Raw genomic sequence first — 23,012 nt, 5'->3', positions numbered from 1 at the left:
CCTCAACCGATCGGCAACGGTTCGTCTTCCGACACGGGGCGGCGCGTACTCAGCGCCGTCCCGGCCGCGGCCACGACGATCGCGGCAATCGCCAGCCATTGCAGCGGTCCCAGGTGTTCGCTCAGCAGCGCGACGCCCGCAAGCGCCGCGATCGCCGGTTCCAGGCTCAGCAATACGCTGAAGGTGCGCGTCGACATCCGCGTCATCGCGATCATCTCGAGCGAATACGGCAGCGCCGAACTCAGCACCGCGACGCCAAGCGCGTAGGGCAGCAGGTCCAGCGAGAACAATGCGGTGCCCGCATGCGCCAAGCCAATCGGGATTGTCGCCAGCGCGCCGATGGCGATGCCGAGCGGAACAGCGGTGGCGCCATAGGCGGCACCTGCCTTGCGTCCCAGCACGATGTAGAGCGCCCAGCCCACGCCTGCAGCCAGCGCATACATCACGCCGACCGGATCGAGTGGCTTGTCGAGGCCGCGTAACGGCAGCAGCAACAGCAGTCCGGCGATGACGAGTGCCGTCCACACGAAATCGACCGGACGTCGCGAGTGGAACAGCGCCAGCGCGAGCGGCCCGGTGAATTCCAAGGCCACCGCGATGCCGAGCGGAATCGTCCGCAGCGACATGTAGAACACGAAGTTCATCGCGCCGATCGCGAGGCCATAGCCCCACAGCACGCGCCAATCTTTCTTTGCTGACGACGGTGATGATCGCCATGGACGCCGCAGCAACACCAGAATGATCGCGCTCAGTCCGAGTCGATAAGCGGTCGCGCCTTCCGCGCCGACCGCCGGGAACAGATGCTTGGCCAGGCTCGCGCCGAACTGGTACGAGACCATCGCGGCCACCAGCGCAGCGATGGCGACGAGCGCGCCCCGATTCACGCGATGCCGCTGCGTGTCGCGTCGATCTTGCCGAGCAGCCATTGCAGTCCGGCCAGATGTTGCTGGTCGTGGCTGCAGAGGTAGTGGACGAGGCCGCGCGTGGTCGTCGGGCCGTAATCCTCGAACACCGCGGTGCGTGCGAGTTGCGTCGCGTCCAGTCCAGCCAGCATCGCCACCGTGCGTTCGCGCGCGGCGCGGAACCCCGCGAGCGCCTCGGCGGCGTCCTTGCTCGCATAGGCGCGCGACTGCGCCAACGCTTCGCTGCCGAGATCGGGCAGGAACGGATGCTCCTCTTCGAGGATGCGGCGGAAGCGCTGGTGATACCCGTCGATCTCGACATCGTGGACATGCCACAGCTGTTCGATCGCGGTGAAGCGTTCGCTGGGGATGCCCGTCCAGTCCGACGGCGCCCAATGGACGTGGCTGGCCGGGAATTCGCCGTAATACGCTGCCAGCTGCGTCGGGAACGCAGCCAGCGCGTCGAGCATTGCAGTGGAAATCGCGGCGCTCAAGAAAGCCTCAACCGATCGGCAGGGTGCGGCCCTTGCGTTCGGCCAGTCGCTTCTCGAGGTAGTGGATGTTCTGTCCACCATTCTGGAAGCCGACGTCGCGCATGATGCGCTGCTGCAACGGGATGTTGGTCTTGATGCCGTCGACCACCATCTCCGACAGCGCCACGCGCATGCGCGCGATCGCGGTCTCGCGGTCGGGGCCGTGCACGATCAGCTTGCCGATCATCGAATCGTAGTTCGGCGGCACGCGATAGCCTTCGTAGATGTGCGAATCCACGCGCACGCCGGGACCGCCGGGTGCATGGAAATGCTGGATCAGGCCGGGCGAGGGCAGGAACGATTCCGGATCCTCGGCGTTGATGCGGCATTCGATCGCATGGCCGCGCAACACGATGTCTTCCTGCTTGATCGTGAGCTTCTGCCCGGCGGCGATCTTCAACTGCTCGGCCACCAGGTCGATGCCGGTGACGAATTCGGTCACCGGATGTTCCACCTGGATGCGGGTGTTCATTTCGATGAAGTAGAAGCGCCCGTTCTCGTAGAGGAACTCGAAGGTGCCGGCGCCGCGATAGCCGATGCGCTTGCACGCCTCGACGCAGACCTTGCCGATCTCGGCGCGCTGTTCGTCGGTGATGCCGGGTGCAGGCGCTTCTTCCACCACCTTCTGGTGGCGGCGCTGCATCGAGCAGTCGCGTTCGCCGAGATGGATCGCGTTGCCCTGGCCGTCGGCCAGCACCTGGATCTCGACATGGCGCGGGTTCTCGAGGAACTTCTCCATGTAGACCATGGCGTTGCCGAACGCCGCCTTGGCTTCGGCCTGCGTGGTCGCGATGGCGTTGATCAGCGCGGCTTCGCTGTGGACCACGCGCATGCCGCGACCGCCGCCGCCGCCCGCCGCCTTCACGATCACCGGATAACCGATTTCGCGGGCGATGCGGATGTTCTCGTCGGCGTCGTCGCCGAGCGGACCGCCGCTGCCGGGCACGCAGGGCACGCCGGCGGACTTCATCGCGCGGATCGCTTCCACCTTGTCGCCCATCAGGCGGATGGTGTCGGCCTTCGGCCCGATGAAGACGAAGCCGGACTGTTCGACGCGTTCGGCGAAATCGGCGTTCTCACTGAGGAAGCCGTAGCCGGGATGGATGGCCTGGGCGTCCGTGACCTCGGCCGCGGCGATGATCGCCGGCATGTTGAGGTAGCTCTCCGACGACGGCGCCGGACCGATGCACACGGACTCGTCGGCCATGGCGACGTGCTTGAGATTGCGATCGACGGTGGAATGCACCGCGACCGTGCGGATGCCCAATGCCTGGCAAGCGCGCACGATGCGCAGCGCGATCTCGCCGCGATTGGCGATGACGACTTTATCGAGCATACCGTTGCCCATTTACCCGATCACGAACAGCGGCTGGTCGAACTCGACCGGCTGGCCGCTCTCGCACTGGATCGCCAGCACGGTGCCGCCGACTTCGGCTTCGATCGGATTGAACATCTTCATCGCTTCGATGATGCCCAGCGTGTCGCCCGGCTTGACCTGCTGGCCAACGGTGACGAAGGCCGGCTTGTCCGGCGACGGCGAGGCGTAGAAGGTGCCGACCATCGGCGCGCGCACCACGTGGCCCGGCGGCAGATCGCTCGGCTTCGGGGCGCCACCGGTCGCGGCCTGCACCGGCGACTGCATCGGCATCGGCGCGGCGGCAGCGGGGGCGACCGCAGGCGCGGCCACGACCACGGCGGGTGCGGCGGCCGGCGCGGCGCTGGCGCGCGACAGGCGCACGGCTTCCTCGCCCTCGCGGATTTCGATCTCGGTGAGGTTCGACTCTTCGAGGAGGTCGATCAGCTTCTTGATTTTGCGAAGGTCCATGGGGCCTCTCTTCTTTATTGAATTCTTGGTGACGACGTCGGTCAGGCTGCCGCGGCCAGCTTCTTCAGCGCGGCGTCCAGGGCGTAGCGGTAACTGTCGGCCCCGAAGCCGGCGATGGTGCCGACGGCGAGGTCGCTGAAATAACTGGTGTGGCGGAACGGTTCGCGCGTGTGCGGATTGGACAGGTGGACTTCGATGAAGGGGATCGCGACTGCCGCCAAGGCATCGCGGACCGCCACCGACGTGTGGGTGAAGGCCGCAGGATTGATGATGATGAAGGCAGTATCGTTGCCGCGAGCCGTCTGGATGCGCTCGACCATCGCGCCTTCGTGATTGGTCTGGAACGTTTCCAGCGCGATGCCGACCTGTTCGCTGCGTGTCCGCAGCTGTTCGTCGATGTCGGCCAGCGTGGCATGTCCGTAGATGCCGGGCTCGCGCGAGCCAAGCAGATTCAGGTTCGGACCGTGCAGGACGAGGATCGAGGGCATCCGGGGGAGAACGGACGATGGATTGGACGGTGGGCGCGTAGTCTGGCCGATCCCGGGGCTTGCTGTCCAGTTCGGCGACGATGGGCGATTTTAAACGATTGTTTGAGTTGCGATGTGGGTGCGTCAGTCGATTCTTGCCCATTCCGCCAGTTCATCGGCGCTCTGGAACGGTCCGACATGCTGGCGAACGACGCGTCCACCGGCATCGACCAGCAAGGTGTAGGGCAGCACGCTTGAAGGATCACCGAGCAGGGTGGCGTTGGCCTTGGTCGGTTCGGCCAGCAGCACCGGATAGCCCAATGGCCGGCGTTGCACGAAGGCGCGGACATCGTCGGCCTCGTCCCAGGCCACGCCGACCACCCGGGTGGTGCCGCGGCTGGCCAGCGACTCCAGCATCGGCATCTCGTGCAGGCAGGGGCCGCACCAGGTTGCCCAGACATTGATCAACAGCGGTTTGCCGAGATAGGCCGCAGGCAACGGGATGCGCGCGCCCTGGAGGTCGGGGAGTTCCATCTTCGGCAAGGGTTCGCCGTTGCGCGCCATCACCGCGCCCTCCGGCACGTGGGCGCGGAATTGCAGCCAGCGGTTGAGCATGTGCTGACCGATGCTGGTCCGCCACAGCGGTGCGAAGCCCTGGGTCACCAGCGTCACGAACAGCAGCAGGCTGGCGAAGATCGCCGCCAGCGAGACGATGGTGCCGAAACGCGGCTTCATGCGGGCACGCTCATTTCGCCGCGGCGCGCGCCAGGGCGTTGTCGACGATGCCGTTGGTCAGCACCGTTTGCAGCAGTTCGCCATCGCCACCGGAACGCGGATAGACCACGTAGAGCGGCACGCCGACCGCGTTGTGCGCCTTGAGGAAAGCGGCGATATCGGCGTCCTCGTTGGTGAAGTCACCGACCAGATAGACCGCATCGTGCTTCTCCAGCGACTGCTTGAAGGCATCACTGGTGAACACCGCCTTCTCGTTGACCTTGCAGGTGATGCACCAGTCGGCGGTCATGTTGACGAAGACGACCTTGTGCTGCACGCGCAGTTCGGCGAGGCGTTGCGGGGTCCATGGCTGCACGCGGCTGTCGGCATTCGCAGGGAGGGAAGACGTTGCGGTTGGCGTCGGCATCCGCGCGATCGTCGCCAGCGCCAGTCCGCACAGTGCGATGCCGAGGATCGCGGCGATCTTGCCCCAGCGCGCGCGCGACCACGCCCACAGCGCGAACGTCAGCGCGATCGCCGCCAGGCCCCAGGCGAGGACGACATCGGCACCACGCTGGTGGGCCAGCGTCCACAGCATCCATGCGGCGGTGATGTACATCGGGAACGCCAGCACCTGCTTGAACGTATCCATCCACGCACCGGGTTTCGGCAGGCGCTTCGCCAGTGCCGGCACGTAGGCGATCAGCAGCACCGGCAACGCGAGTCCGAGCCCGAGCATCACGAACACCAGCAGTGTCGCAGCCGCAGGTGCAGTCAGGGCATAGGCAAGCGCGGTCACCATGAAGGGGCCGGTGCATGGTGTCGCCACCATCACCGCCAGCAGGCCGGTCAGGAAATCGCCGCGCGCGCTGTCCACGTTCGATGCCGCGGCGAGGCGCTGCGGCGCGAATCCCGGCAACGCCCACAGGCCCGACAGCGACAGTCCGAGCGCGAACATCAGCAACCCGAGCACGGCGACCACCAGCGGCGATTGCAGCCAGAAGCCCCAGCCGGCGGCGTGGCCTGCGCGTTGCAGCAACACCACGGCCAGCCACAACGCGGCCATCGCGGCGAGGATGCCCAGCGTGTAGAAGATTGCGTGGCGTTTGGCATGTTCGCGACTGTGCCCGCCCTGCACCAGCGACAGCGCCTTGAGCGACAGCACCGGTAGCACGCAGGGCATCAGGTTGAGGATGACACCGCCAAGCAGCGCAAACAGCAACGCGCCGATCAGCCCGACGCGATTGACGGGTGCGGTGGCGGTGTTCGCGGGTGTCGTGGCCTGCACCGTCGATGCAGCGCCCGTCGCGGCGACTGCTGCAGTCGTCGCTGCCGCGGTTTCAGCCGGAGTGGCGGATGTCGGCGCCGCGGAAATCGCCGTCTGCACGGGTTCGCTCGTCACGGCCTTCGTCTGCTGCGTCGATGCGGCGGCGGGCAGCGCGAGATTGAAACGGTTGCGCATCACCGGATAGCAGATGCCGCCATCCTGGCAGCCCTGCCATTCGGCATCGAGCGTCACGTTGGCGGCGCGATCGTGCGCGCGCTGCAGCGGCACCGGGATCATCGCTTCGCCGAAGTACACCGCGACATCGCCGAAGTGTTCGTCGTGGTGGGGTTGCGCCTTCGGCAACTGCGGCGTGCCGAGCTTGATGCCGGGGTCGCCCGACAGTTTCAGCTTGAGCTTGTCGCGATAGAGGTAATAGCCCTTCGCCGGCGTCACCCGCAGCAACAGCCGGGAACCGCCATCGGCGATCGCCTCGAACTTGAACGCCTGTTCCGGCGGCAGCGGCGCGTTGGCCTGCCCGCCGATCAATCCACCGCCGGCGTCATTGCGTGCGCCACCGAGGCTCTTGCCGAAGGCCGCGAATCCGGCATCTCCCGCACCATCATTCGCGGCGGGCAACACCACCGACAGCGTGCGGGTCTGCGGCGGATAGCAGACGCCGGCATCGGCGCAGCCCTGGTATTTGATGCGCAGGCTCACCGCGTCGCCGCTGGCCTTGCCCGGCAGCACCGCGGTCACGCTGTCGCGATAGGTCTGAACGTCGCCGAAGAATTCGTCGTGATGTTTCGCGCCGTCGGGCAGTTGCAGCGCACCGGCTTCGAATCCGCCCAGCGGCTGCACGCCGATGCGATGGCGATACAGGTAATAGCCCTTGGCGATCGTCCACGTCACCTCGATGTGGTCGCGACTGGGCGCGCTCGCTTTCGGGATGAAGACGCTGTCGACGGGCGGCAGCTGGCTCGGGTCGACGGTTTGCGCCGCGACGGGCAGGAGCAGCGACAGGCCGACGGCCAGCGTGGCGAGGTGGCGGAACAGGAGCTTCATGGGGCGCGGGTTTCCGTGGCGATCCAGTCGAGATAGGCGGGCAGTCCGCCCGTCGCTTCGACCGCGATCAATTCCGGGAGTTCGTAGGGATGGAGTGTGGCCAGCCGTTCGCGCAGGGCGTCGAGGCGGTCGACGCCGGTCTTGATGACGAGCAGGATCTCGTCGTCGCGCTGGACCTGGCCCTGCCAGCGGTAGGTGGAGCGGACGCCAGGCAGCACGTTGACGCAGGCGGCCAGCCGTTCCTCCACCAGGGCGGTGGCGATGCGGTCGGCGCTGGCGGCGTCGGGGCAGGTGCTGAAACAGACGAGCGGGGTCATATACATAGGGTACGGGTTGGGCTTCGCCGGCGTCTGTGATCGACGGTCCGCGAGACATGCCGGGGCGTCCCCTTGAAACCCCGGGCCGCCGCCCCATCTCCAAGCCATGCCCGTTCGCGGCTCATTGCGCCCGGGATTCTGGCAGTCGCTTCGCCAGACTGCTAAAATCGACAAGTTTTCTCCATCCAATCAACTACTTAAAGAGATTGCGCATGAACCTCAAGCCGCTCTACGACCGCGTGGTCGTCAAGCCGATCGACGCCGAAGAAACCTCCATCGGCGGAATCATCATTCCCGACGCCGCCAAGGAAAAGCCGACCAAGGGTGAAGTGGTCGCAGTTGGCTCCGGCAAGGTGTTCGACAACGGCCAGACCCGCGCCATGACCGTCAAGGTCGGCGACAAGGTGATCTACGGCCAGTACTCCGGCAGCGCCTACAAGGCCGACGGCGTCGAATACAAGATCGTGAAGGAAGACGACATCCTCGCCGTCCTCGCCTGATTCGTTGTTCCAGAAATCAAATTAATTCGGAGTTACACACATGGCTGCAAAAGACATTCGTTTCGGTGAGGACGCCCGCTCGCGCATGGTGCGCGGCGTCAACGTGCTCGCCAACGCCGTGAAGGCGACGCTCGGCCCGAAGGGTCGCAACGTGGTGCTGCAGAAGAGCTTCGGCGCGCCGACGATCACCAAGGACGGCGTGTCCGTCGCCAAGGAGATCGAACTGGCCGACGCGTTCGAGAACATGGGCGCGCAGATGGTGAAGGAAGTCGCTTCCAAGACCTCCGACAACGCCGGTGACGGCACCACCACCGCCACCGTGCTGGCGCAGGCGATGATCCGCGAGGGCATGAAGGGCGTTGCCGCCGGCATGAACCCGATGGACCTGAAGCGCGGCATGGACAAGGCTGTCGCCGCCGCGACCGCCGAGCTCAAGAAGATGAGCAAGCCGACCACCGACGACAAGGCGATCGCCCAGGTCGGCACGATCTCGGCCAACTCGGACGAATCGATCGGCAACATCATCGCCGACGCGATGAAGAAGGTCGGCAAGGAAGGCGTGATCACCGTTGAGGAAGGCTCGGGCCTGGACAACGAACTCGACGTCGTCGAGGGCATGCAGTTCGACCGCGGCTACCTGTCGCCGTACTTCATCAACAACCAGCAGTCGATGTCGGCCGAGCTGGATGATCCGTACATCCTCCTGCACGACAAGAAGATCTCCAGCGTGCGCGACCTGCTGCCCGTCCTCGAAGGCGTGGCCAAGGCCGGCAAGCCGCTGCTGATCGTTGCGGAGGAAGTGGAAGGCGAAGCGCTGGCGACCCTGGTGGTCAACACCATCCGCGGCATCGTCAAGGTCTGCGCGGTGAAGGCTCCGGGCTTCGGCGATCGTCGCAAGGCGATGCTGGAAGACATGGCCATCCTGACCGGCGGCACCGTGATCTCCGAGGAAGTCGGCCTCTCGCTCGAGAAGGCGACCATCAAGGATCTCGGCCGCGCCAAGAAGGTGCAGGTCTCGAAGGAAAACACCACGATCATCGACGGCGCCGGCGAAACCTCGGGCATCGAAGCGCGCATCAAGCAGATCAAGGCGCAGATCGAAGAGACCTCGTCCGATTACGATCGCGAGAAGCTGCAGGAACGCGTGGCCAAGCTGGCCGGCGGCGTTGCGGTGATCAAGGTCGGTGCCGCGACCGAAGTCGAGATGAAGGAAAAGAAGGCGCGCGTGGAAGATGCGCTGCACGCCACCCGCGCTGCGGTGGAAGAAGGCATCGTCCCCGGCGGCGGCGTGGCGCTGGTGCGCGCGCTGTCCGTGATCAAGGGCCTGAAGGGCGCCAACGAAGACCAGACCCACGGCATCGAGATCGCCATGCGCGCGATGGAAGCGCCGCTGCGCGAGATCGTCACCAACGCCGGTGAAGAGCCGTCGGTCATCCTCAACAGGGTGAAGGACGGTTCGGGCAACTTCGGCTACAACGCCGCGACCGGCGAGTTCGTCGACATGGTCGAAGCCGGCATCCTGGATCCGACCAAGGTGACCCGCACCGCGCTGCAGAACGCCGCGTCGATCGCCGGCCTGATGATCACCACCGAGGCGATGGTTGCCGAGGCGCCGAAGAAGGACGAACCGGCGATGCCGGGCGCCGGAGGCATGGGTGGCATGGGCGGCATGGATTTCTAAGAAGTCCATTTGCCATTCGCGACACCAAAAACCCCCGCAGTGATGCGGGGGTTTTTGTTTGGCACGACCCGGGCGGGTGCGGCATCCGGCGCATTGGCTTTTCTGCGATAGTGCGCCTTCTTCCCAGCCAGCGAGGTTCGGTCCGTGAACATGCCTTCGATCAAGATGATTGTGTTGGTTTCGATCACCCTCGGATGCGCCGGCGTTGCGATGCCGGCATTCGCGCAATCGCATGCGCCCGTATCGAAGAATCTCGCGCAGCTTCCGCAAAGCGACGTGACGCTGGTGGAACGCGTAAATCAGCTCGAGAGCATGGTGAAGACCTTGCAGGCTCGCCTGGCCGATGACGAGGCCAAGCTCAAGAAGGCCGAGGATGCCGCCAACCAGGCCAACCTCGGCGTGGGTTTGGTGAACAGCGGGCTGGGCAAGCAGGTGGAAAACATCAAGGCGGAAGAAGCGCAGGTCGAGCAGAAACAGGCGCAAGCCGGGCAAAAACTGGACGCGTTGACTGCCCGCTTCAACAACCACAACCATCGCTACAACACGCTGGAGCTGATCCTGCACCCGGACAACAGCATCAAGACCCTGACCTACAAGGTGGGGAACACGATGGGGCCGAACAACTGACGGACGCGCGCCGGCGCAAGTTCCCGCATGAGGGTCTCCATCAGCCAACGCATTTTCCTCGCTACCTTCGGTGCGGCGTTGCTGATGGCGATCGTGGGCCTGGAAGTGGTGCGCTGGGCCCTGTTGGACAATTTTTCGGCGCGGCTGTATTCGCTTGATGCGCAGTGGCGCGAACTGGAGCCGCTGGAGAATCGGCTCGGCGAACGCTACCTGGTCGCGGGCGGCTGGGATTTCCTGCCCGCCGATGCGGCCGCGCGCAAATACTGGTTGCGCGATGCCCTGACCGAAGCGAAGACGAACCCCACGCTGGGGCAACGCATCGCGTTGTTCGACGAGAACAATCGCTATCTGGCCGGCATCAGGCCGGCGCGACCGCTCATCGTGTTCGCGTCGGTCAATACCTGGGTGCATCCATTGCGCGTGCAGGGGCGGACGATCGGCGCTCTGCAGATCGCGGCACCCGCAAACGCCGAAGACGAGTTGGCAGTGGCCTTCCTGATGGACCAGCAGGAACATCTGCTCATGCTCGGGGTGTTCGCGATCCTGGCCATGGCTGCCGTGTCCCTGCTGCTGGCGGCGCGCATCCGCAAGCCGGTTCGCGACCTCGTCAACGGTGCCCGCCGGCTGGAGAACGGCGAATTCGACACGCGCCTGGATGCGACCCGCAGCGATGAACTGGGCGAGTTGGCGCTGGCGTTCAACCAGCTTGCCGCGCGCCTGCAAGCGATGCGCGGGGAGCAGCGACGCTGGGTCGCCGATACCTCGCATGAACTGCGCACGCCGCTGGCGGTGTTGCAGGCGCAGATCGAGGCGCTGGCCGATGGCGTGCGGCCGGCTACGCCGGAACACATCCAGTTGATGTCGCGGCAAACCAAGGGGCTGGTGCGTATCGTCGATGACCTGCACATGCTGGCGAAAGCGGATGCGGGGCGATTGGATCTGCGGAAAACTTCGTGCGCGGTGTGGCCGCTGGTCGAGGAAGCGACGCAGGCATTCGCTGCGCGTTTCCGCGAAGCCGGGTTGACCGTGTCGTTCACCGATGTGCCAGCGCGTTCGGATGTGTCCGCCGATGCCGATCGCTTGCGCCAGGTGATCGATAATCTGCTCGAGAACAGCCGCCGCCATACCGATGGCGGCGGCCGCATCGAAATCGCTGGTCGCATGGTCGGGAAGGCGTTGCATCTGGATATCGACGACAGCGCGCCTGGTGTTCCGGTGGAATCGTTGCCGCGGCTGGGTGAACGCTTCTTCCGCGTCGATGCATCGCGCACGCGATCGCAGGGCACGGGCGGATCCGGGTTGGGCCTGGCGCTGTGCCGCCAGATCGTCGAAGCGCACGATGGCCAGTTGATGTTCGCGGCGTCGCCATTGGGTGGCCTGCGGGCGACCATCGTCCTGCCGCTGGAGGCTTGAGATGCCGGCACGCATCCTGATCGCCGAGGACGAAACCGATCTGGCAGGCATCGTCCATGACTATGCGATCGCCGCCGGCTGGTCGGCGGAAATCGTCGGCGATGGCGTCGCCGCGGTGGAACGCGTGCAGCGTGGTGGCATCGACGTGCTCGTGCTCGATCTCATGTTGCCTGGGCTCGATGGCCTGTCGGTTTGCAAGGCGGTGCGCGAGTCCTGCGACCTGCCGATCATCATGGTCACGGCGCGGGTGCAGGAAATCGATCGCCTGCTGGGATTGGAGGCGGGTGCAGACGACTACGTCTGCAAGCCCTTCAGCCCGCGCGAACTGATCGCCCGCATCAAGGCGGTGTTGCGCCGGGTGCAGGTGCAGCCCGGCGCGGTCGTGCGACCGCTGGAAATCGACGAGGCCGCGCATGTCGCCCGCGTGCGCGGTGAATCCCTGGCACTGACGCGCGCAGAATTTTCGTTGCTGGCGGCGATGGCGCGTCGTCCCGGGGTCATCCATTCGCGTGCGCAGCTGCTCGACTGCCTGAGCCAGGACCGACTGGATGTCAGCGATCGCGCCATCGATACCCACATCAAGAACCTGCGCCGCAAGTTGCAGCAGATCGCTCCCGACCTCGAGCTGATCCGCTCGGTCTATGGCGTCGGCTATTGCGTCGAGATCCAGGCCGCATAGCACCGCACATAATTTCCCCACATTTGCCCGGGACGATGCCTGCCATCCATCCAGATGACCTGCAGGCATGAACCCATGGAACTGAACCGCATATTCAAACCCCGTCGCCTCGCGATCGGCATCGCCACCGTCGGGGCGCTTTCGGCAGCGGTGGCGATCGCACTGGCAGCGCAAAAGCCCGGCGACGGGCCGCCGCAAAAGGACATGGCCATCGACGCCGCCGCGCGGAAAGAAGCGATCGAGCATGCCGCCGCGCTGCTGCAAGCGCGTTATGTCTATGCCGACAAGGGCGCGACGATCGCCGCCGAATTGCGCAAGCGGCTGCAGGCCGGACGTTACGACAGCATCACCAGCGCCGATGCCTTTGCACACAAGCTCACCGATGAACTCTCGGAGTTGTCGCACGACAAGCACATGGAAGTGCGTTATTTCGAGGCGGCGGTTCCCGAAACCGGAAACGGCGAGCCGTCCGCGGAGGAGCGAGCGCAGGAATTGTTCGAAATGCGCTGGATGAATGGTGGGGTGGATTCCGTGCGCCGCCTGCCGGGCAACCTGGGTTACATCGAGATCCGGATGTTCGCGCGCCCGCAGGTGGCGACTTCGCGCATTGCCGCCGCGATGGGGCTGGTCGCCGAGACCAAGGGATTGATCATCGATCTGCGTCGCTGCCACGGTGGCGATCCGGACGCGGTGCTGCAGGCGGCCAGTTATCTCTACGACGTTCCGACCCATCTCAATGACGTCTACGAGCGCTATACCAACAGCACGGAAAAACGCTGGACGGGCGATGTGACCGGGCCGCGCTACGGTGTCCAGCGCAAGCTTTACCTGCTCACCAGCCCCGAAACGATCTCCGGCTGCGAGGATTTCGCCTACGCATTGCAGGCGAACCACCGGGCGGTGATCGTCGGCGAGACCACCGCGGGCGCGGCGAATGGCGGCAGTCCGCAGCGCCTGGGCACGCATTTCATGATGTTCGTGCCGACCTTCCGGCCGACCAATGCGGTCACGGGCAAGGACTGGGAAGGCGTCGGTGTCGTGCCGGACCATGCCGTTTCCACCAACAAGGCGCTGGAGGTCGCGCAGAAGGACCTGTTGCAGGCGCTGATCCCGATCGAGACCAATCCGATGGCCAAGGAGAAGCTGCAGGGCGCGCTGAAGGATCTTTGAATATCGCGAGGGATGATATGGTGCCGCCAGGAATTTCGATTTCCGGCAGGAAGCCTTTGAAGTCCTGATCTCGCGAGGAGTCCGCATGAAAGCGACATTGATGGCGCTGTTGGCCGCAATCGTTCTCCACAGCGCACCTGCACATGCCGCGCCGGCTGCCGGATCGCCGCTGGCCGGTCATTGGGTGTTGGACACCAACAGCCTGCTGGCGCCACCGGAGGCGCGACCGAAGAGCGTCACCCTCGATTTCGCCACGGCGCCCGATGGCAAATGGGCGACCCATGTCGACATCGTCGACCAGGGTGGCAACAAGATGCAGGGAGAATCCATGTTGTCCCTCGATGGCACGCCCGGCCGTGCCATCGGCAATTACTGGGTCGATGTCATCGCCGCGAAGATGCCCGCACCGAACGTGTTGGTGATGCAATTCGTCTACCAGGGCATCCCGAGGTCGACACGGGTGTATTCCGTGAGTGCGGACGGCAAGGTCCTGACCGAAACCGAGGCATATTTCAAACCGGATGGGACGCCGATGTTGCGCACGGCGTTGTTCAATCGCGCCTCCGGACATCCCTGAGATGAAAACCCCGCAGAAATGCGGGGTTTTTGTTTGTCGTCCGACATGCCCGTGCCGTAAGTCATGGTCAACGTGACGCATTCATGCGCGTTGATTTAGCATCGTTCCAATTCCGTGCGGAATCCTGCGCATGTCAGATTCAAATCCTTCCTCCGCCCCGTCCAGAACCGGCGGCCCGCGTCTTCCGCAGAAATCCCCGAATTCGCGCCGCAATGCGATCCTGGTGATCGTGATCCTCGCCTTGGTCGGATTGGCGGCGTGGTGGTTCTTCGGCCGCGGCAGCGGCGATGCACAGGGACAAGGACAGGGGCGACAAGGTTCAGCTGGCAGTCGGAGTGGTCAACGCAGTGCTGCCGCAACGGGTGGTGGTCGCAGCGGGCGCGGACGGCCATCGGCGACGGTCGGCACGGCCAAGGTCGAGCAGACCGATGTGCCGCTGACCATCAGTGCGATCGGCACGGTGCAACCGACAGTCACGGCGACGGTGCGCAGCCAGATCTCCGGCGTGCTCAAGGCGATCTATTTCAAGGAAGGCCAGTTGGTCAGCAAGGGCCAGGCACTGGCGCAGGTCGATTCCGGTCCGACGTCGCAGGCCGTGGCGCAGGCGCAGGGCACGCTGGCGCGCGACACCGCGCAACTCGCGGTCGCGCGCATGGACCTGAAGCGTTACCAGACGCTGCTGGCACAGGATTCGATCGCCAAGCAGCAGGTCGATACCCAAGCCGCGCTGGTGAAGCAGCTTGAAGGCACCGTGCAGGCCGACAAGGCGGCAGCGGGCACGGCGCAGATCAATCTCGGTTACACCACGCTGCGGGCGCCAGTGAGCGGACGCGTCGGTTTGCGCCAGGCCGACATCGGCAATTACGTGTCGCCGGGCGATGCCAACGGTGTCGCGATCGTGACGGTGGAATCGCCGATCGATGTCGAGTTCTCGCTGCCGCAGGCGCAGATCGGCCAGGTGCGCGAAGCCAGCCGCAGTGGCACGTTGCCGGCGGTCGCGCTCGACCAGTCGGGCAAGAACGAACTCGCGCAGGGCAGCTTCCTCACCCTCAACAACGTGATCGATTCGACCACCGGCACGCTGAAAGCCAAGGCGCGTTTCGAGAATCACGATGGCGCGTTGTTCCCGAGCCAATTCGTGAACATCCGCCTGCAGGTCGGCACCGCCGACCAGGCGGTCGTGGTGCCGGTGAGTGCGGTGCGTTACGGACCCAATGGCAGTTTCGTGTTCACCCTGCAATCCGACGAAACCGCGAAGCTGGTGAACGTGAAGACAGGCGCGACGGTCGGCGACAAGATCGTGATCGCCAAGGGACTGAACGGCGGCGAGACGGTGATCACCGAAGGCGCCGACCGCATCGATGACGGATCGAAGGTGACGCTGGCGGATACCAGCGGCGCCGGCGCGACGCAGGGCGCGAATGGCGGTGGCCAGCATCGTCGTCGCAATGCTGCGCAAGGGGACACGCAAGGTGGTGGACAGCGCCAGGCGACGACATCGCCGTGAGCGACATCGACACTCCGCCGCCGGGCGACGCGATCTCGCAGTCGCACGCGAACAATCCGTCGCGACCGTTCATCGAGCGGCCGGTGGCGACGTCGTTGTTCATGCTGGCGATCCTGCTCGCCGGCATCATCGCCCTGCGCATGCTGCCGTTGTCGGCGCTGCCGGAAGTCGATTACCCGACCATCCAGGTCAGCACGCTGTATCCGGGCGCCAGTCCCGACGTGATGGCGATGACGGTGACTGCGCCGCTGGAGCGTCAGTTCGGGCAGATGACGGGATTGACGCGGATGTCATCGGTGTCGTCGGGCGGCGCAAGCATCATCACCTTGCAGTTTAACCTCAACCTGCCATTGGATGTCGCCGAGCAGGAAGTGCAGGCGTCGATGAACGCCGCGGCGACGATGCTGCCGAGCGATCTGCCGGCGCCACCGGTGTACGCCAAGGTCAATCCCGCCGACGCGCCGATCATGACGATCGCGGTGACGTCGAAGACGCGCACCTTGTCCGACGTGCAGAACCTGGTGTCGCAGCGCGTCGCCAACAAGCTCGCGCAGGTATCCGGCGTCGGCCTCGTGTCGATGTCGGCGGGCCAGCGCCCGGCGGTGCGCATCCAGGCCAACGTCCCGGCGCTCGCGGCGCAAGGACTGACGCTGGAGAACATCCGCACGGCGATTTCCTCGGCGAACGCCAATGGCGCCAAGGGCAGTTTCGACGGACCGACCCGCAGCTGGTCGATCGATGCCAATGACCAGCTCTCGACGGTCGACGATTACAAGACGCTGATCGTCGGCTACAACGGCGGCGCGGCGGTGCGCCTGTCCGATGTCGCCAGCGTGGTCGATGCCTCGGAGAACGCCCGCATCGGCGCGTGGATGAATCGCCAGCCCGGCATCATCGTCGATATCCAGCGCCAGCCCGGCGCGAATGTCATCGCGACGGTCGACGCGATCCAGAAGGCGCTGCCCGATCTCGAGCAGACCCTGCCGGAAGACGTCCACGTCAAGGTGCTGGCCGACCGCACCACCGGCATCCGCGCCTCGGTCGCCGATGTCGAGTTCGAACTGGTGCTCGCCGTCGTGCTGGTGGTGATCGCGATCTTCCTGTTCCTCGGTTCGCCGCAGGCGACGCTGATCGCCGCGATCTCGGTGCCGTTGTCGCTGGTTGGCAGTTTCGCCGCGATGTATTTCCTTGGCTTCTCGCTCAACAACCTCACGCTGATGGCGCTGACGATTGCCAGTGGTTTCGTGGTCGACGACGCCATCGTGGTGATCGAGAACATCTCGCGCCACGTCGAGAATGGCGATTCGCCGATGGAAGCCGCGCTCAAGGGCTCGCGCGAGATTGGCTTCACCATCATCTCGCTGACCATCAGCCTGGTCGCGGTGCTGATCCCGCTGCTGTTCATGGGCGACGTGGTCGGTCGCCTGTTCCGCGAGTTCGCGATCTCGCTGGCGGTGACCATCCTGATTTCCGCGGTGGTGTCGCTGACCTTGGTGCCGATGCTGGCCGCGCGCTGGTTGAAGCCGGGCAACCACGAAGAGCAGGCGCCGAAGTTCGTGCGTTCCTCGCTGCACCTGATCGATCGCGTTGGTGCCTGGTATGCGCGCACGCTCGATGGCGTGATCGCGCGCAGCCGCCTGATGCTGATGCTGTTCGCGGCGACGCTGGTGCTCACCGGCCTGTTGTTCTGGCTGATTCCCAAGGGCCTGTTCCCCGAACAGGACACCGGACAGTTGCAGGCGACGGTGGTGGCCGGGCAGGGCGTGTCGTTCGCGCGCATGGCCGAGTTGCAGCAGCAGGTCGCCGACGAGGTGCTGAAGGATGGCGACGTCGAATCGCTGAGCTCCAACATCGGCGTCGACGGCCAGAACATCACGCTCAACCAGGGTCGGATGCTGATCAATCTCAAGCCGAAGGACGAGCGCAAGGATCATCAGGACGAGACGATGGCGCGCCTGCTCGCTGTCGTGCACGACAAGATCCCTGGCGTCACGTTCTACCTGCGTCCGGTGCAGGACCTGACCATCGATGCCGAGAACGGGCCGACGCAATATCGCTTCGCGCTGCAGGGCGCGACCCAGGCGGAAGTGAACAGCGCCAGCCTCGACCTGGTGCGCGCGCTGCAGTCGGTGCCGGAATTGCGCAATCCGGTCAGCGACGTGCAGATGGAAGGCAATTCGGTCACCGTCAACGTCGATCGCGATGCCGCCGCGCGCGTCGGGGTGACGGCCGCAGCGGTCGATGCCGCGCTCTACGACGCCTTCGGCCAGCGCATCATCTCGACCATCTTCACGCCGTCGACGCAGTACCGCGTGATCCTCGAGGCGATGCCGAACATGCTGGTCGGCCCGGAAGCCTTGCAGAAGGTCTACGTCGCCGGCAGTGGCGGGACCAGCATCCCGCTGTCGTCGATCGCGACCATCGCCACCGGCAATTCCTCGTTGGCGGTGATGCGCGCGCAGCAGTTCCCGGCATCGATCGTCGGCTTCGATCTTGCGCCGGGCGTGTCGCTGGGCAAGGCGGTGGACGCGATCACCGCGACCGAAGCGAAGATCGGCATGCCGGCCGGCATCAGCACGCAATTCCTCGGTGCATCCAACGCATTCCGCGCGTCGCTGGCCAACGAAGGCTGGTTGATCCTCGCTGCCATCGTCTGCGTCTACATCGTGCTCGGCGTGCTCTACGAGAGCTACATCCATCCCATCACGATTCTCTCGACCTTGCCATCGGCTGGCCTCGGTGCGTTGCTGGCGCTGTTGCTGACCGGCAGCGACCTCGGCGTGATCGGCATCATCGGCATCGTCTTGTTGATCGGCATCGTCAAGAAGAACGCGATCATGATGATCGACTTCGCGATCGCCGCGCAGCGCGACGAAGGCAAGCCACCACTCGACGCCATCCGCGAAGCGGCTGCGCTGCGCTTCCGCCCGATCATGATGACGACGTTCGCGGCCTTGTTCGCCGCGTTGCCGCTGATCTTCGGTGGCGGCATGGGCGCGGAGCTGCGGCGTCCGCTCGGTATCGCGGTGGCCGGCGGCCTGATCATGAGCCAGGCGCTGACGTTGTTCACCACGCCGGTGATCTATCTCGCCTTCGAAGCGCTGGCCAAGCGTCGCCGCGAACGCATCGAAGCGCGCGCGGCACAAGAGGCCGCGACATGAATCTGTCGGCGCCGTTCATCCGGCGTCCGATCGGCACCTTGCTGCTGACGATCGGTATCGCGTTGTCGGGCGTCGCCGCCTACTTCGTGCTGCCGGTGGCGCCACTGCCCCAGGTCGACTATCCGACCATCAGCGTGTCGGCGAGCATGCCGGGCGCGAGTCCGACCACGATGGCGAGCAGCGTGGCGTCGCCGCTGGAGCATCGCCTCGCGACGATCGCCGGCGTCACCCAGATGACCTCGTCGTCGGGCATCGGTTCGACCCGCATCAACCTGCAATTCGACCTCAGCCGCAATGTCGATGGCGCCGCGCGCGACGTGCAGGCGGCGATCAATGCCGCGCGCGTCGACCTGCCGGCGGCGCTCAAGAGCAATCCGACCTACAACAAGGTGAATCCCGCAGACGCGCCGATCATGATCCTGGCGCTGACCTCGGACACGCGCGCGCCCGATGCGATCTACGACTCGGTGTCGACGGTGGTGCAGCAGGCGTTGTCGCAGGTGCCGGGCGTGGGCCAGGTCGAACTCGGCGGCGGCGCGCTGCCGGGCGTGCGCATCGATCTCGATCCCAAGAAGCTCGCCGATGCCGGCATCAGCCTCGACACGGTGCGCACCGCGGTCACGGCGACCAATGCCAACCGACCCAAGGGCGTGGTCGAGGATGGTGGCAACGCCTACCAGCTCTACACCAGTGCGCCGAGCCGTTCCGCGGCGGATTTCGCCAAGGTCGTGGTGGTGTCGCGCAACGGCACCAACGTCCATCTCGGCGATGTCGCCCACGTCTACGACGGTCCCGAGAACCAGCGCACGATGGGCCTGTTCAATGGCCAGCGCGCGGTGATGGTGATCCTCACCCGCCAGCCCGGCGCCAACATCATCGCCACCGTCGATGCGGTGAAGAAGGTGCTGCCCACGCTGAGCCAGCGCATTCCCGACGACATCAAGATCAACATCGCCTCCGATCGCACCACCACCATCCGCGCCTCGTTGCGCGATGTCGAGCTGACGCTGCTGATCGCGACCATCCTCGTGGTGCTGGTGGTGAGCGCGTTCCTGCAGTCGTGGCGGGCGACGGTGGTGCCGGCGGTCGCGGTGGTGGTGTCGATCCTCGGCACGCTCGGGGTGATGTACCTGCTCGGCTTCTCGCTCGACAACCTGTCGCTGATGGCGCTGACCATCGCCACCGGCTTCGTCGTCGACGACGCCATCGTGGTGCTGGAGAACATCAACCGTCACATCGAACAGGGCATGGGGCGGATGCAGGCGGCGCTGCTGGGCGCGCGCGAAGTCGGCTTCACGGTGATGGCGATCAGCATCAGCCTGGTCGCGGTGTTCATCCCGCTGCTGTTCATGGGTGGATTGATCGGTCGCCTGTTCCGCGAATTCGCGGTGACGATGACGGTCGCGGTGATGATCTCGATGCTGCTGTCGCTCACCACCACGCCGATGATCGCGGCGACCTTGCTGCGCGAGCGCCATTCGCATGCGTCGGCGCGGACGTCGATCGGTGGCCGCCTCGCGGCGCTGGCGGAACGCGCGGTGACGGGAATGCGGGCGCGCTACGAGCGCAGCCTCGACTGGGCATTGGCCAATCGCGGCGCGGTGTTGTTCCTGTTGCTCGGGGCCGCGGTGCTCAACGTCTACCTGATGGTGGTCGTGCCCAAGGGCTTCTTCCCCGAGCAGGACACCGGCTCGCTCAATGGCGGCCTGCGCATGGACCAGTCGGTGTCCTTCGTGCAGAGCGGCGAGAAATTGCACCAGCTGGTCGACATCCTGCGCAAGGATCCGGCGATCGAGAATGTCATCGCCTTCACCGGTGGCTCGCGCGCCGGCGGCGGTTTCCTCTTCGCCACCGAAAAACCGCGTGGCCAGCGACCGTCGAGCCAGGAAGTGATCCAGCGCCTGCGCCCGCAGCTCGCGCGCATCACCGGCGCAACCCTGTTCCTCAATCCGGTGCAGGACATGCGCGTCGGTGGCCGCAGTTCGAATTCCACCTACCAGTACACGTTGAAGGGTGACGATCCCGACGCACTGGCCCAGTCCGCCGACAAACTCACCGCGGCGTTGAAGCGCGATCCGGTCGTCACCGACGTCGATGTCGATCGCAACAACAGCGCGCTCGCCGCCTATCTCGACATCGATCACGCCGCCGCGTCACGCTTGGGCCTGAGCAGCAGTTCGATCGACTCGATCCTCTACAACGCCTTCGGCCAGCGCCAGGTGGCGACGCTCTACAGCGACGTCAACCAGTACCACGTGGTGATGGGCGTCGCGCAGGAAGCGCAGGGTTCGCCGGAAGCCTTCCACCTGATCTGGCTGCCGACGACAACGGCCAATGCATCCGCCAGCACGGGCACGACGACATCGACCGCGCCCGCCGGCAGCATCGGCATCGCCACGCCGGGAATGACGCCGCTGACCTCGATCGCGACCTGGCACGTGCAATCGGCGGCGGCGGAAGTGAACCACCAGGATGCGGCGCCGGCCGCGACGATCAGCTTCAACCTGCCGACCGGCGTGACGCTGGGGCAGGCCAGCGACGAGATCCGCAAGGTGCAGGCCAGCCTCAACCTTCCGCTGGGCGTGCGCGGCGAGTTCGCGGGATCGGCGCAGGTGTTCCAGCAGACCACCAACACCATTCCGCTGCTGGTGCTGGCCGCCATCGTCACCATCTACCTGGTGCTGGGCATCCTCTACGAAAACCTGATCCATCCGTTGACGGTGCTGTCGACCTTGCCCGCCGCCGGCGTCGGCGCCGCCGCGGCGCTGGTGCTGACGAAGACGCAGTTCGACCTGATCGGATTGATCGGCGTGATCCTGCTGATCGGCATCGTCAAGAAGAACGCGATCATGATGATCGACTTCGCCATCGAGCGCGAACGCCGCGGGCTGGAGCCGTTGGCGGCGATCCGCGAAGCGGCGCTGCTGCGCTTCCGCCCGATCCTGATGACCACGCTCGCGGCCGGTCTTGGTGCGTTGCCGCTGGCGATCGGCTTCGGCGATGGCTCCGAACTGCGTCGTCCGCTCGGCATCACGATCATTGGCGGTCTCATTGCCAGCCAGTTCATCACCCTGTTGACCACGCCCGTGGTCTATCTCGCGCTCGACCGTTTCCAGCGCGCGCGTCGCAAGCGCCCGTCGGACGCGTCGTCCACGCCCCCTTCCAATGACCCGGTGCCGGCATGATGTCCCTCCGTCCACTTCGTTCCGCACTCGCTGCCGCACTGGTGGTTGCCGCCGCAGGTTGCAGCCTGGTGCCGACCTACCAGCGTCCCGCGCTGCAGATTCCCGCCGAATTCAAGGAAGCGCCCGCGGGCTGGCACGCCGTCGCGCCCGCCGACGAGCAATCGCGCGGCGAATGGTGGCGCGGCTTCAACGATCCGGTGCTTGATGGCCTGGAAGCCGATGCCACCGCGCACAACCAGACGGTGGCCGCCGCGGTTGCCGCCTATGACGGCGAACGCGCGCTGTTGCGCGAATCGCGGGCCGGCCTGTGGCCGGACATTTCCGGCAGCGTCGGCGTCAGCAAGAGCGGCGGCAGCGCCAGTACCAGCAGCGGACGTCGCGCCAACGCGACGGTCAGCGGCGCGTGGACGATCGATCTCTTCGGCGGCCTGCGCGCGGCGGTGGCGCAGAACAACGCATCGATGCTGGCGTCGCGCGCCAGCATCGGCAACGCCTTGCTCGCCATCCATGCGCAGCTGGCCAGCGATTATCTGCAACTGCGCGGCATGGACGCGCAACTCGCGGCCTACCAGCGCACCATCGCCGGCTACCAGCGCGCGCTGACCATCACCCAGAACCGCTACAAGGTCGGCGTCGCCGCGCACATGGACGTGTTGCAGGCCGAGACCACGCTGCGCAACGCGCAGTCGCAGGCCACCGACATGCAGCGGCAACGCGCCACGCTGGAGCACGCGGTCGCGGTGTTGAGCGGACGCGCGCCGGCCGATCTCACGCTCGTGGCGCAGCAATGGAACGATCGCGTGCCCGCGGTCCCGGCGGCGCTGCCGTCCGACCTGCTGCAGCGCCGCCCCGATGTCGCCGCGGCGGAACGCTCGGTGATGGCGGCCAATGCATCGATCGGCGTGCAGCGCGCGGCGTTGTTCCCGTCGCTCAGCCTGTCGGCCAGCTCCGGCCGCAGCGCGCAGGTGCTCGGCGATCTCGCCAGCGGCGGCAGTGCGATCTGGTCGCTGGGACTCACCGGCGCGATGACGCTGCTCGACTGGGGCGCGCGTTCGGCGCGCGTCGACCAGGCCCGCGCATCGTACGAGCAGAGCGCCGCCAACTACCGGCAGACGGTGCTGTCGGCATTGCAGCAGACCGAGGACGCACTGGTCGACCTGCGCAGCTACGCGGACGAGGCGGCCAACCTCAAGGCGTCGTCGGAAGCGGCGGACAAGGTCGAGCAAATGACCTTGAACCAGTACCTCGCCGGCATGGCGGATTACACGACGGTCGTCACCGCGCAGAACACCGCGCTGGCGGCGCGGCGTTCGGCGATCGCGGCGGTGGTGCAACAGCAGCAGGCGGCGGTGACGCTGACCCAGGCGATCGGTGGTGGTTGGGACGATACGGTGCCGGCACGCTAAGCTCGCCGTTCCAATCGGA

19 protein-coding genes are annotated in these 23,012 nt (G+C 65.7%); 11 read left to right on the top strand and 8 right to left on the bottom strand.

What is annotated here, in order from left to right; translation table 11 throughout:
* Nucleotides 1-2: 2 nt before the first annotated feature.
* The 8 genes from ABE093_RS04960 to cutA form a co-directional block, all read right to left on the bottom strand.
* Entirely contained in the window at nt 3-839 is an 837-nt protein-coding gene (locus ABE093_RS04960) for an EamA family transporter (RefSeq protein WP_430760089.1), read from the bottom strand.
* A gap of 41 nt (nt 840-880) precedes the next feature.
* Nucleotides 881-1,396 carry a DinB family protein gene (locus ABE093_RS04955; protein ID WP_430759725.1) on the bottom strand — a complete coding sequence of 172 codons (516 nt, stop codon included), beginning with the start codon at nt 1,394-1,396 and terminating at the stop codon, nt 881-883.
* Between the two features lie 7 nt (nt 1,397-1,403).
* Nucleotides 1,404-2,771, bottom strand: coding sequence for an acetyl-CoA carboxylase biotin carboxylase subunit (accC, locus tag ABE093_RS04950; RefSeq protein WP_430759724.1), 1,368 nt, complete (start codon nt 2,769-2,771; stop codon nt 1,404-1,406).
* 12 nt (nt 2,772-2,783) lie between these two features.
* Complete coding sequence (gene accB / locus ABE093_RS04945; protein ID WP_430759723.1) at nt 2,784-3,260, bottom strand: acetyl-CoA carboxylase biotin carboxyl carrier protein; 477 nt, start codon at nt 3,258-3,260, stop codon at nt 2,784-2,786.
* Between the two features lie 41 nt (nt 3,261-3,301).
* Nucleotides 3,302-3,748 carry a type II 3-dehydroquinate dehydratase gene (gene aroQ / locus ABE093_RS04940; RefSeq protein ID WP_430759722.1) on the bottom strand — a complete coding sequence of 149 codons (447 nt, stop codon included), beginning with the start codon at nt 3,746-3,748 and terminating at the stop codon, nt 3,302-3,304.
* Nucleotides 3,749-3,871: 123 nt separating this feature from the next.
* Nucleotides 3,872-4,462 carry a TlpA family protein disulfide reductase gene (locus ABE093_RS04935; protein WP_430759721.1) on the bottom strand — a complete coding sequence of 197 codons (591 nt, stop codon included), beginning with the start codon at nt 4,460-4,462 and terminating at the stop codon, nt 3,872-3,874.
* 10 nt (nt 4,463-4,472) lie between these two features.
* Nucleotides 4,473-6,770 carry a protein-disulfide reductase DsbD family protein gene (locus ABE093_RS04930; RefSeq protein WP_430759720.1) on the bottom strand — a complete coding sequence of 766 codons (2,298 nt, stop codon included), beginning with the start codon at nt 6,768-6,770 and terminating at the stop codon, nt 4,473-4,475.
* Nucleotides 6,767-7,093: a divalent-cation tolerance protein CutA gene (gene cutA / locus ABE093_RS04925; protein ID WP_430759719.1), complete on the bottom strand. Its 327-nt coding sequence runs from the start codon at nt 7,091-7,093 to the stop codon at nt 6,767-6,769. The genes ABE093_RS04930 and cutA overlap by 4 nt, the downstream gene beginning before the upstream one ends.
* A 206-nt stretch (nt 7,094-7,299) precedes the next feature.
* Between cutA and groES the strand changes: the two genes are divergently transcribed.
* From groES to ABE093_RS04870, 11 genes are all read left to right on the top strand, one after another.
* Complete coding sequence (groES, locus tag ABE093_RS04920) at nt 7,300-7,587, top strand: co-chaperone GroES (protein WP_430759718.1); 288 nt, start codon at nt 7,300-7,302, stop codon at nt 7,585-7,587.
* A 40-nt stretch (nt 7,588-7,627) separates the two neighbouring features.
* Nucleotides 7,628-9,268 (top strand): chaperonin GroEL, encoded by a 1,641-nt coding sequence (groL, locus tag ABE093_RS04915; protein WP_430759717.1) that lies wholly within the window; start codon nt 7,628-7,630, stop codon nt 9,266-9,268.
* A 144-nt stretch (nt 9,269-9,412) separates the two neighbouring features.
* Nucleotides 9,413-9,895, top strand: a complete 483-nt coding sequence (locus tag ABE093_RS04910; protein WP_430759716.1) for a hypothetical protein — start codon at nt 9,413-9,415, stop codon at nt 9,893-9,895.
* Between the two features lie 27 nt (nt 9,896-9,922).
* Nucleotides 9,923-11,308 (top strand): ATP-binding protein, encoded by a 1,386-nt coding sequence (locus ABE093_RS04905; RefSeq protein WP_430759715.1) that lies wholly within the window; start codon nt 9,923-9,925, stop codon nt 11,306-11,308.
* A gap of 1 nt (nt 11,309) precedes the next feature.
* Nucleotides 11,310-11,987: a response regulator gene (locus ABE093_RS04900; RefSeq protein WP_430759714.1), complete on the top strand. Its 678-nt coding sequence runs from the start codon at nt 11,310-11,312 to the stop codon at nt 11,985-11,987.
* Between the two features lie 75 nt (nt 11,988-12,062).
* Nucleotides 12,063-13,157, top strand: coding sequence for a S41 family peptidase (locus ABE093_RS04895; protein ID WP_430759713.1), 1,095 nt, complete (start codon nt 12,063-12,065; stop codon nt 13,155-13,157).
* 109 nt (nt 13,158-13,266) lie between these two features.
* A complete protein-coding gene (locus ABE093_RS04890) occupies nt 13,267-13,734 on the top strand; it encodes a LuxR family transcriptional regulator (protein ID WP_430760088.1) in 468 nt (155 codons plus the stop codon).
* Nucleotides 13,735-13,864: 130 nt separating this feature from the next.
* Nucleotides 13,865-15,241, top strand: a complete 1,377-nt coding sequence (locus ABE093_RS04885; protein WP_430759712.1) for an efflux RND transporter periplasmic adaptor subunit — start codon at nt 13,865-13,867, stop codon at nt 15,239-15,241.
* The gene (locus ABE093_RS04880; protein ID WP_430759711.1) at nt 15,238-18,402 is read left to right on the top strand and encodes an efflux RND transporter permease subunit; all 3,165 of its coding nucleotides are present in this window, start codon (nt 15,238-15,240) and stop codon (nt 18,400-18,402) included. Before ABE093_RS04885 ends, ABE093_RS04880 begins: the two co-directional genes overlap by 4 nt.
* Nucleotides 18,399-21,587 carry an efflux RND transporter permease subunit gene (locus tag ABE093_RS04875; protein ID WP_430759710.1) on the top strand — a complete coding sequence of 1,063 codons (3,189 nt, stop codon included), beginning with the start codon at nt 18,399-18,401 and terminating at the stop codon, nt 21,585-21,587. The genes ABE093_RS04880 and ABE093_RS04875 overlap by 4 nt, the downstream gene beginning before the upstream one ends.
* Nucleotides 21,584-22,993 (top strand): efflux transporter outer membrane subunit, encoded by a 1,410-nt coding sequence (locus tag ABE093_RS04870; RefSeq protein WP_430759709.1) that lies wholly within the window; start codon nt 21,584-21,586, stop codon nt 22,991-22,993. Before ABE093_RS04875 ends, ABE093_RS04870 begins: the two co-directional genes overlap by 4 nt.
* Nucleotides 22,994-23,012: the final 19 nt, after the last annotated feature.

It is taken from the genome of Solilutibacter silvestris, from assembly GCF_050574925.1.
Taxonomy (GTDB): domain Bacteria; phylum Pseudomonadota; class Gammaproteobacteria; order Xanthomonadales; family Xanthomonadaceae; genus Solilutibacter; species Solilutibacter silvestris_A.
Note: the sequence above shows the minus strand (reverse complement) of the source record. Positions and strands in the feature narration are given on the sequence as shown.

Excerpts from the sequence above, each read along its gene's own strand:
- ABE093_RS04960 (WP_430760089.1), bottom strand. The coding sequence starts at position 839 with ATGGTCTCGTACCAGTTCGGCGCGAGCCTGGCCAAGCATCTGTTCCCG.
- accC (WP_430759724.1), bottom strand. The coding sequence starts at position 2,771 with ATGCTCGATAAAGTCGTCATCGCCAATCGCGGCGAGATCGCGCTGCGC.
- accB (WP_430759723.1), bottom strand. The coding sequence starts at position 3,260 with ATGGACCTTCGCAAAATCAAGAAGCTGATCGACCTCCTCGAAGAGTCG.
- aroQ (WP_430759722.1), bottom strand. The coding sequence starts at position 3,748 with ATGCCCTCGATCCTCGTCCTGCACGGTCCGAACCTGAATCTGCTTGGC.
- ABE093_RS04935 (WP_430759721.1), bottom strand. The coding sequence starts at position 4,462 with ATGAAGCCGCGTTTCGGCACCATCGTCTCGCTGGCGGCGATCTTCGCC.
- ABE093_RS04930 (WP_430759720.1), bottom strand. The coding sequence starts at position 6,770 with ATGAAGCTCCTGTTCCGCCACCTCGCCACGCTGGCCGTCGGCCTGTCG.
- cutA (WP_430759719.1), bottom strand. The coding sequence starts at position 7,093 with ATGTATATGACCCCGCTCGTCTGTTTCAGCACCTGCCCCGACGCCGCC.
- groES (WP_430759718.1), top strand. The coding sequence starts at position 7,300 with ATGAACCTCAAGCCGCTCTACGACCGCGTGGTCGTCAAGCCGATCGAC.
- groL (WP_430759717.1), top strand. The coding sequence starts at position 7,628 with ATGGCTGCAAAAGACATTCGTTTCGGTGAGGACGCCCGCTCGCGCATG.
- ABE093_RS04905 (WP_430759715.1), top strand. The coding sequence starts at position 9,923 with ATGAGGGTCTCCATCAGCCAACGCATTTTCCTCGCTACCTTCGGTGCG.
- ABE093_RS04900 (WP_430759714.1), top strand. The coding sequence starts at position 11,310 with ATGCCGGCACGCATCCTGATCGCCGAGGACGAAACCGATCTGGCAGGC.
- ABE093_RS04895 (WP_430759713.1), top strand. The coding sequence starts at position 12,063 with ATGGAACTGAACCGCATATTCAAACCCCGTCGCCTCGCGATCGGCATC.
- ABE093_RS04885 (WP_430759712.1), top strand. The coding sequence starts at position 13,865 with ATGTCAGATTCAAATCCTTCCTCCGCCCCGTCCAGAACCGGCGGCCCG.
- ABE093_RS04875 (WP_430759710.1), top strand. The coding sequence starts at position 18,399 with ATGAATCTGTCGGCGCCGTTCATCCGGCGTCCGATCGGCACCTTGCTG.
- ABE093_RS04870 (WP_430759709.1), top strand. The coding sequence starts at position 21,584 with ATGATGTCCCTCCGTCCACTTCGTTCCGCACTCGCTGCCGCACTGGTG.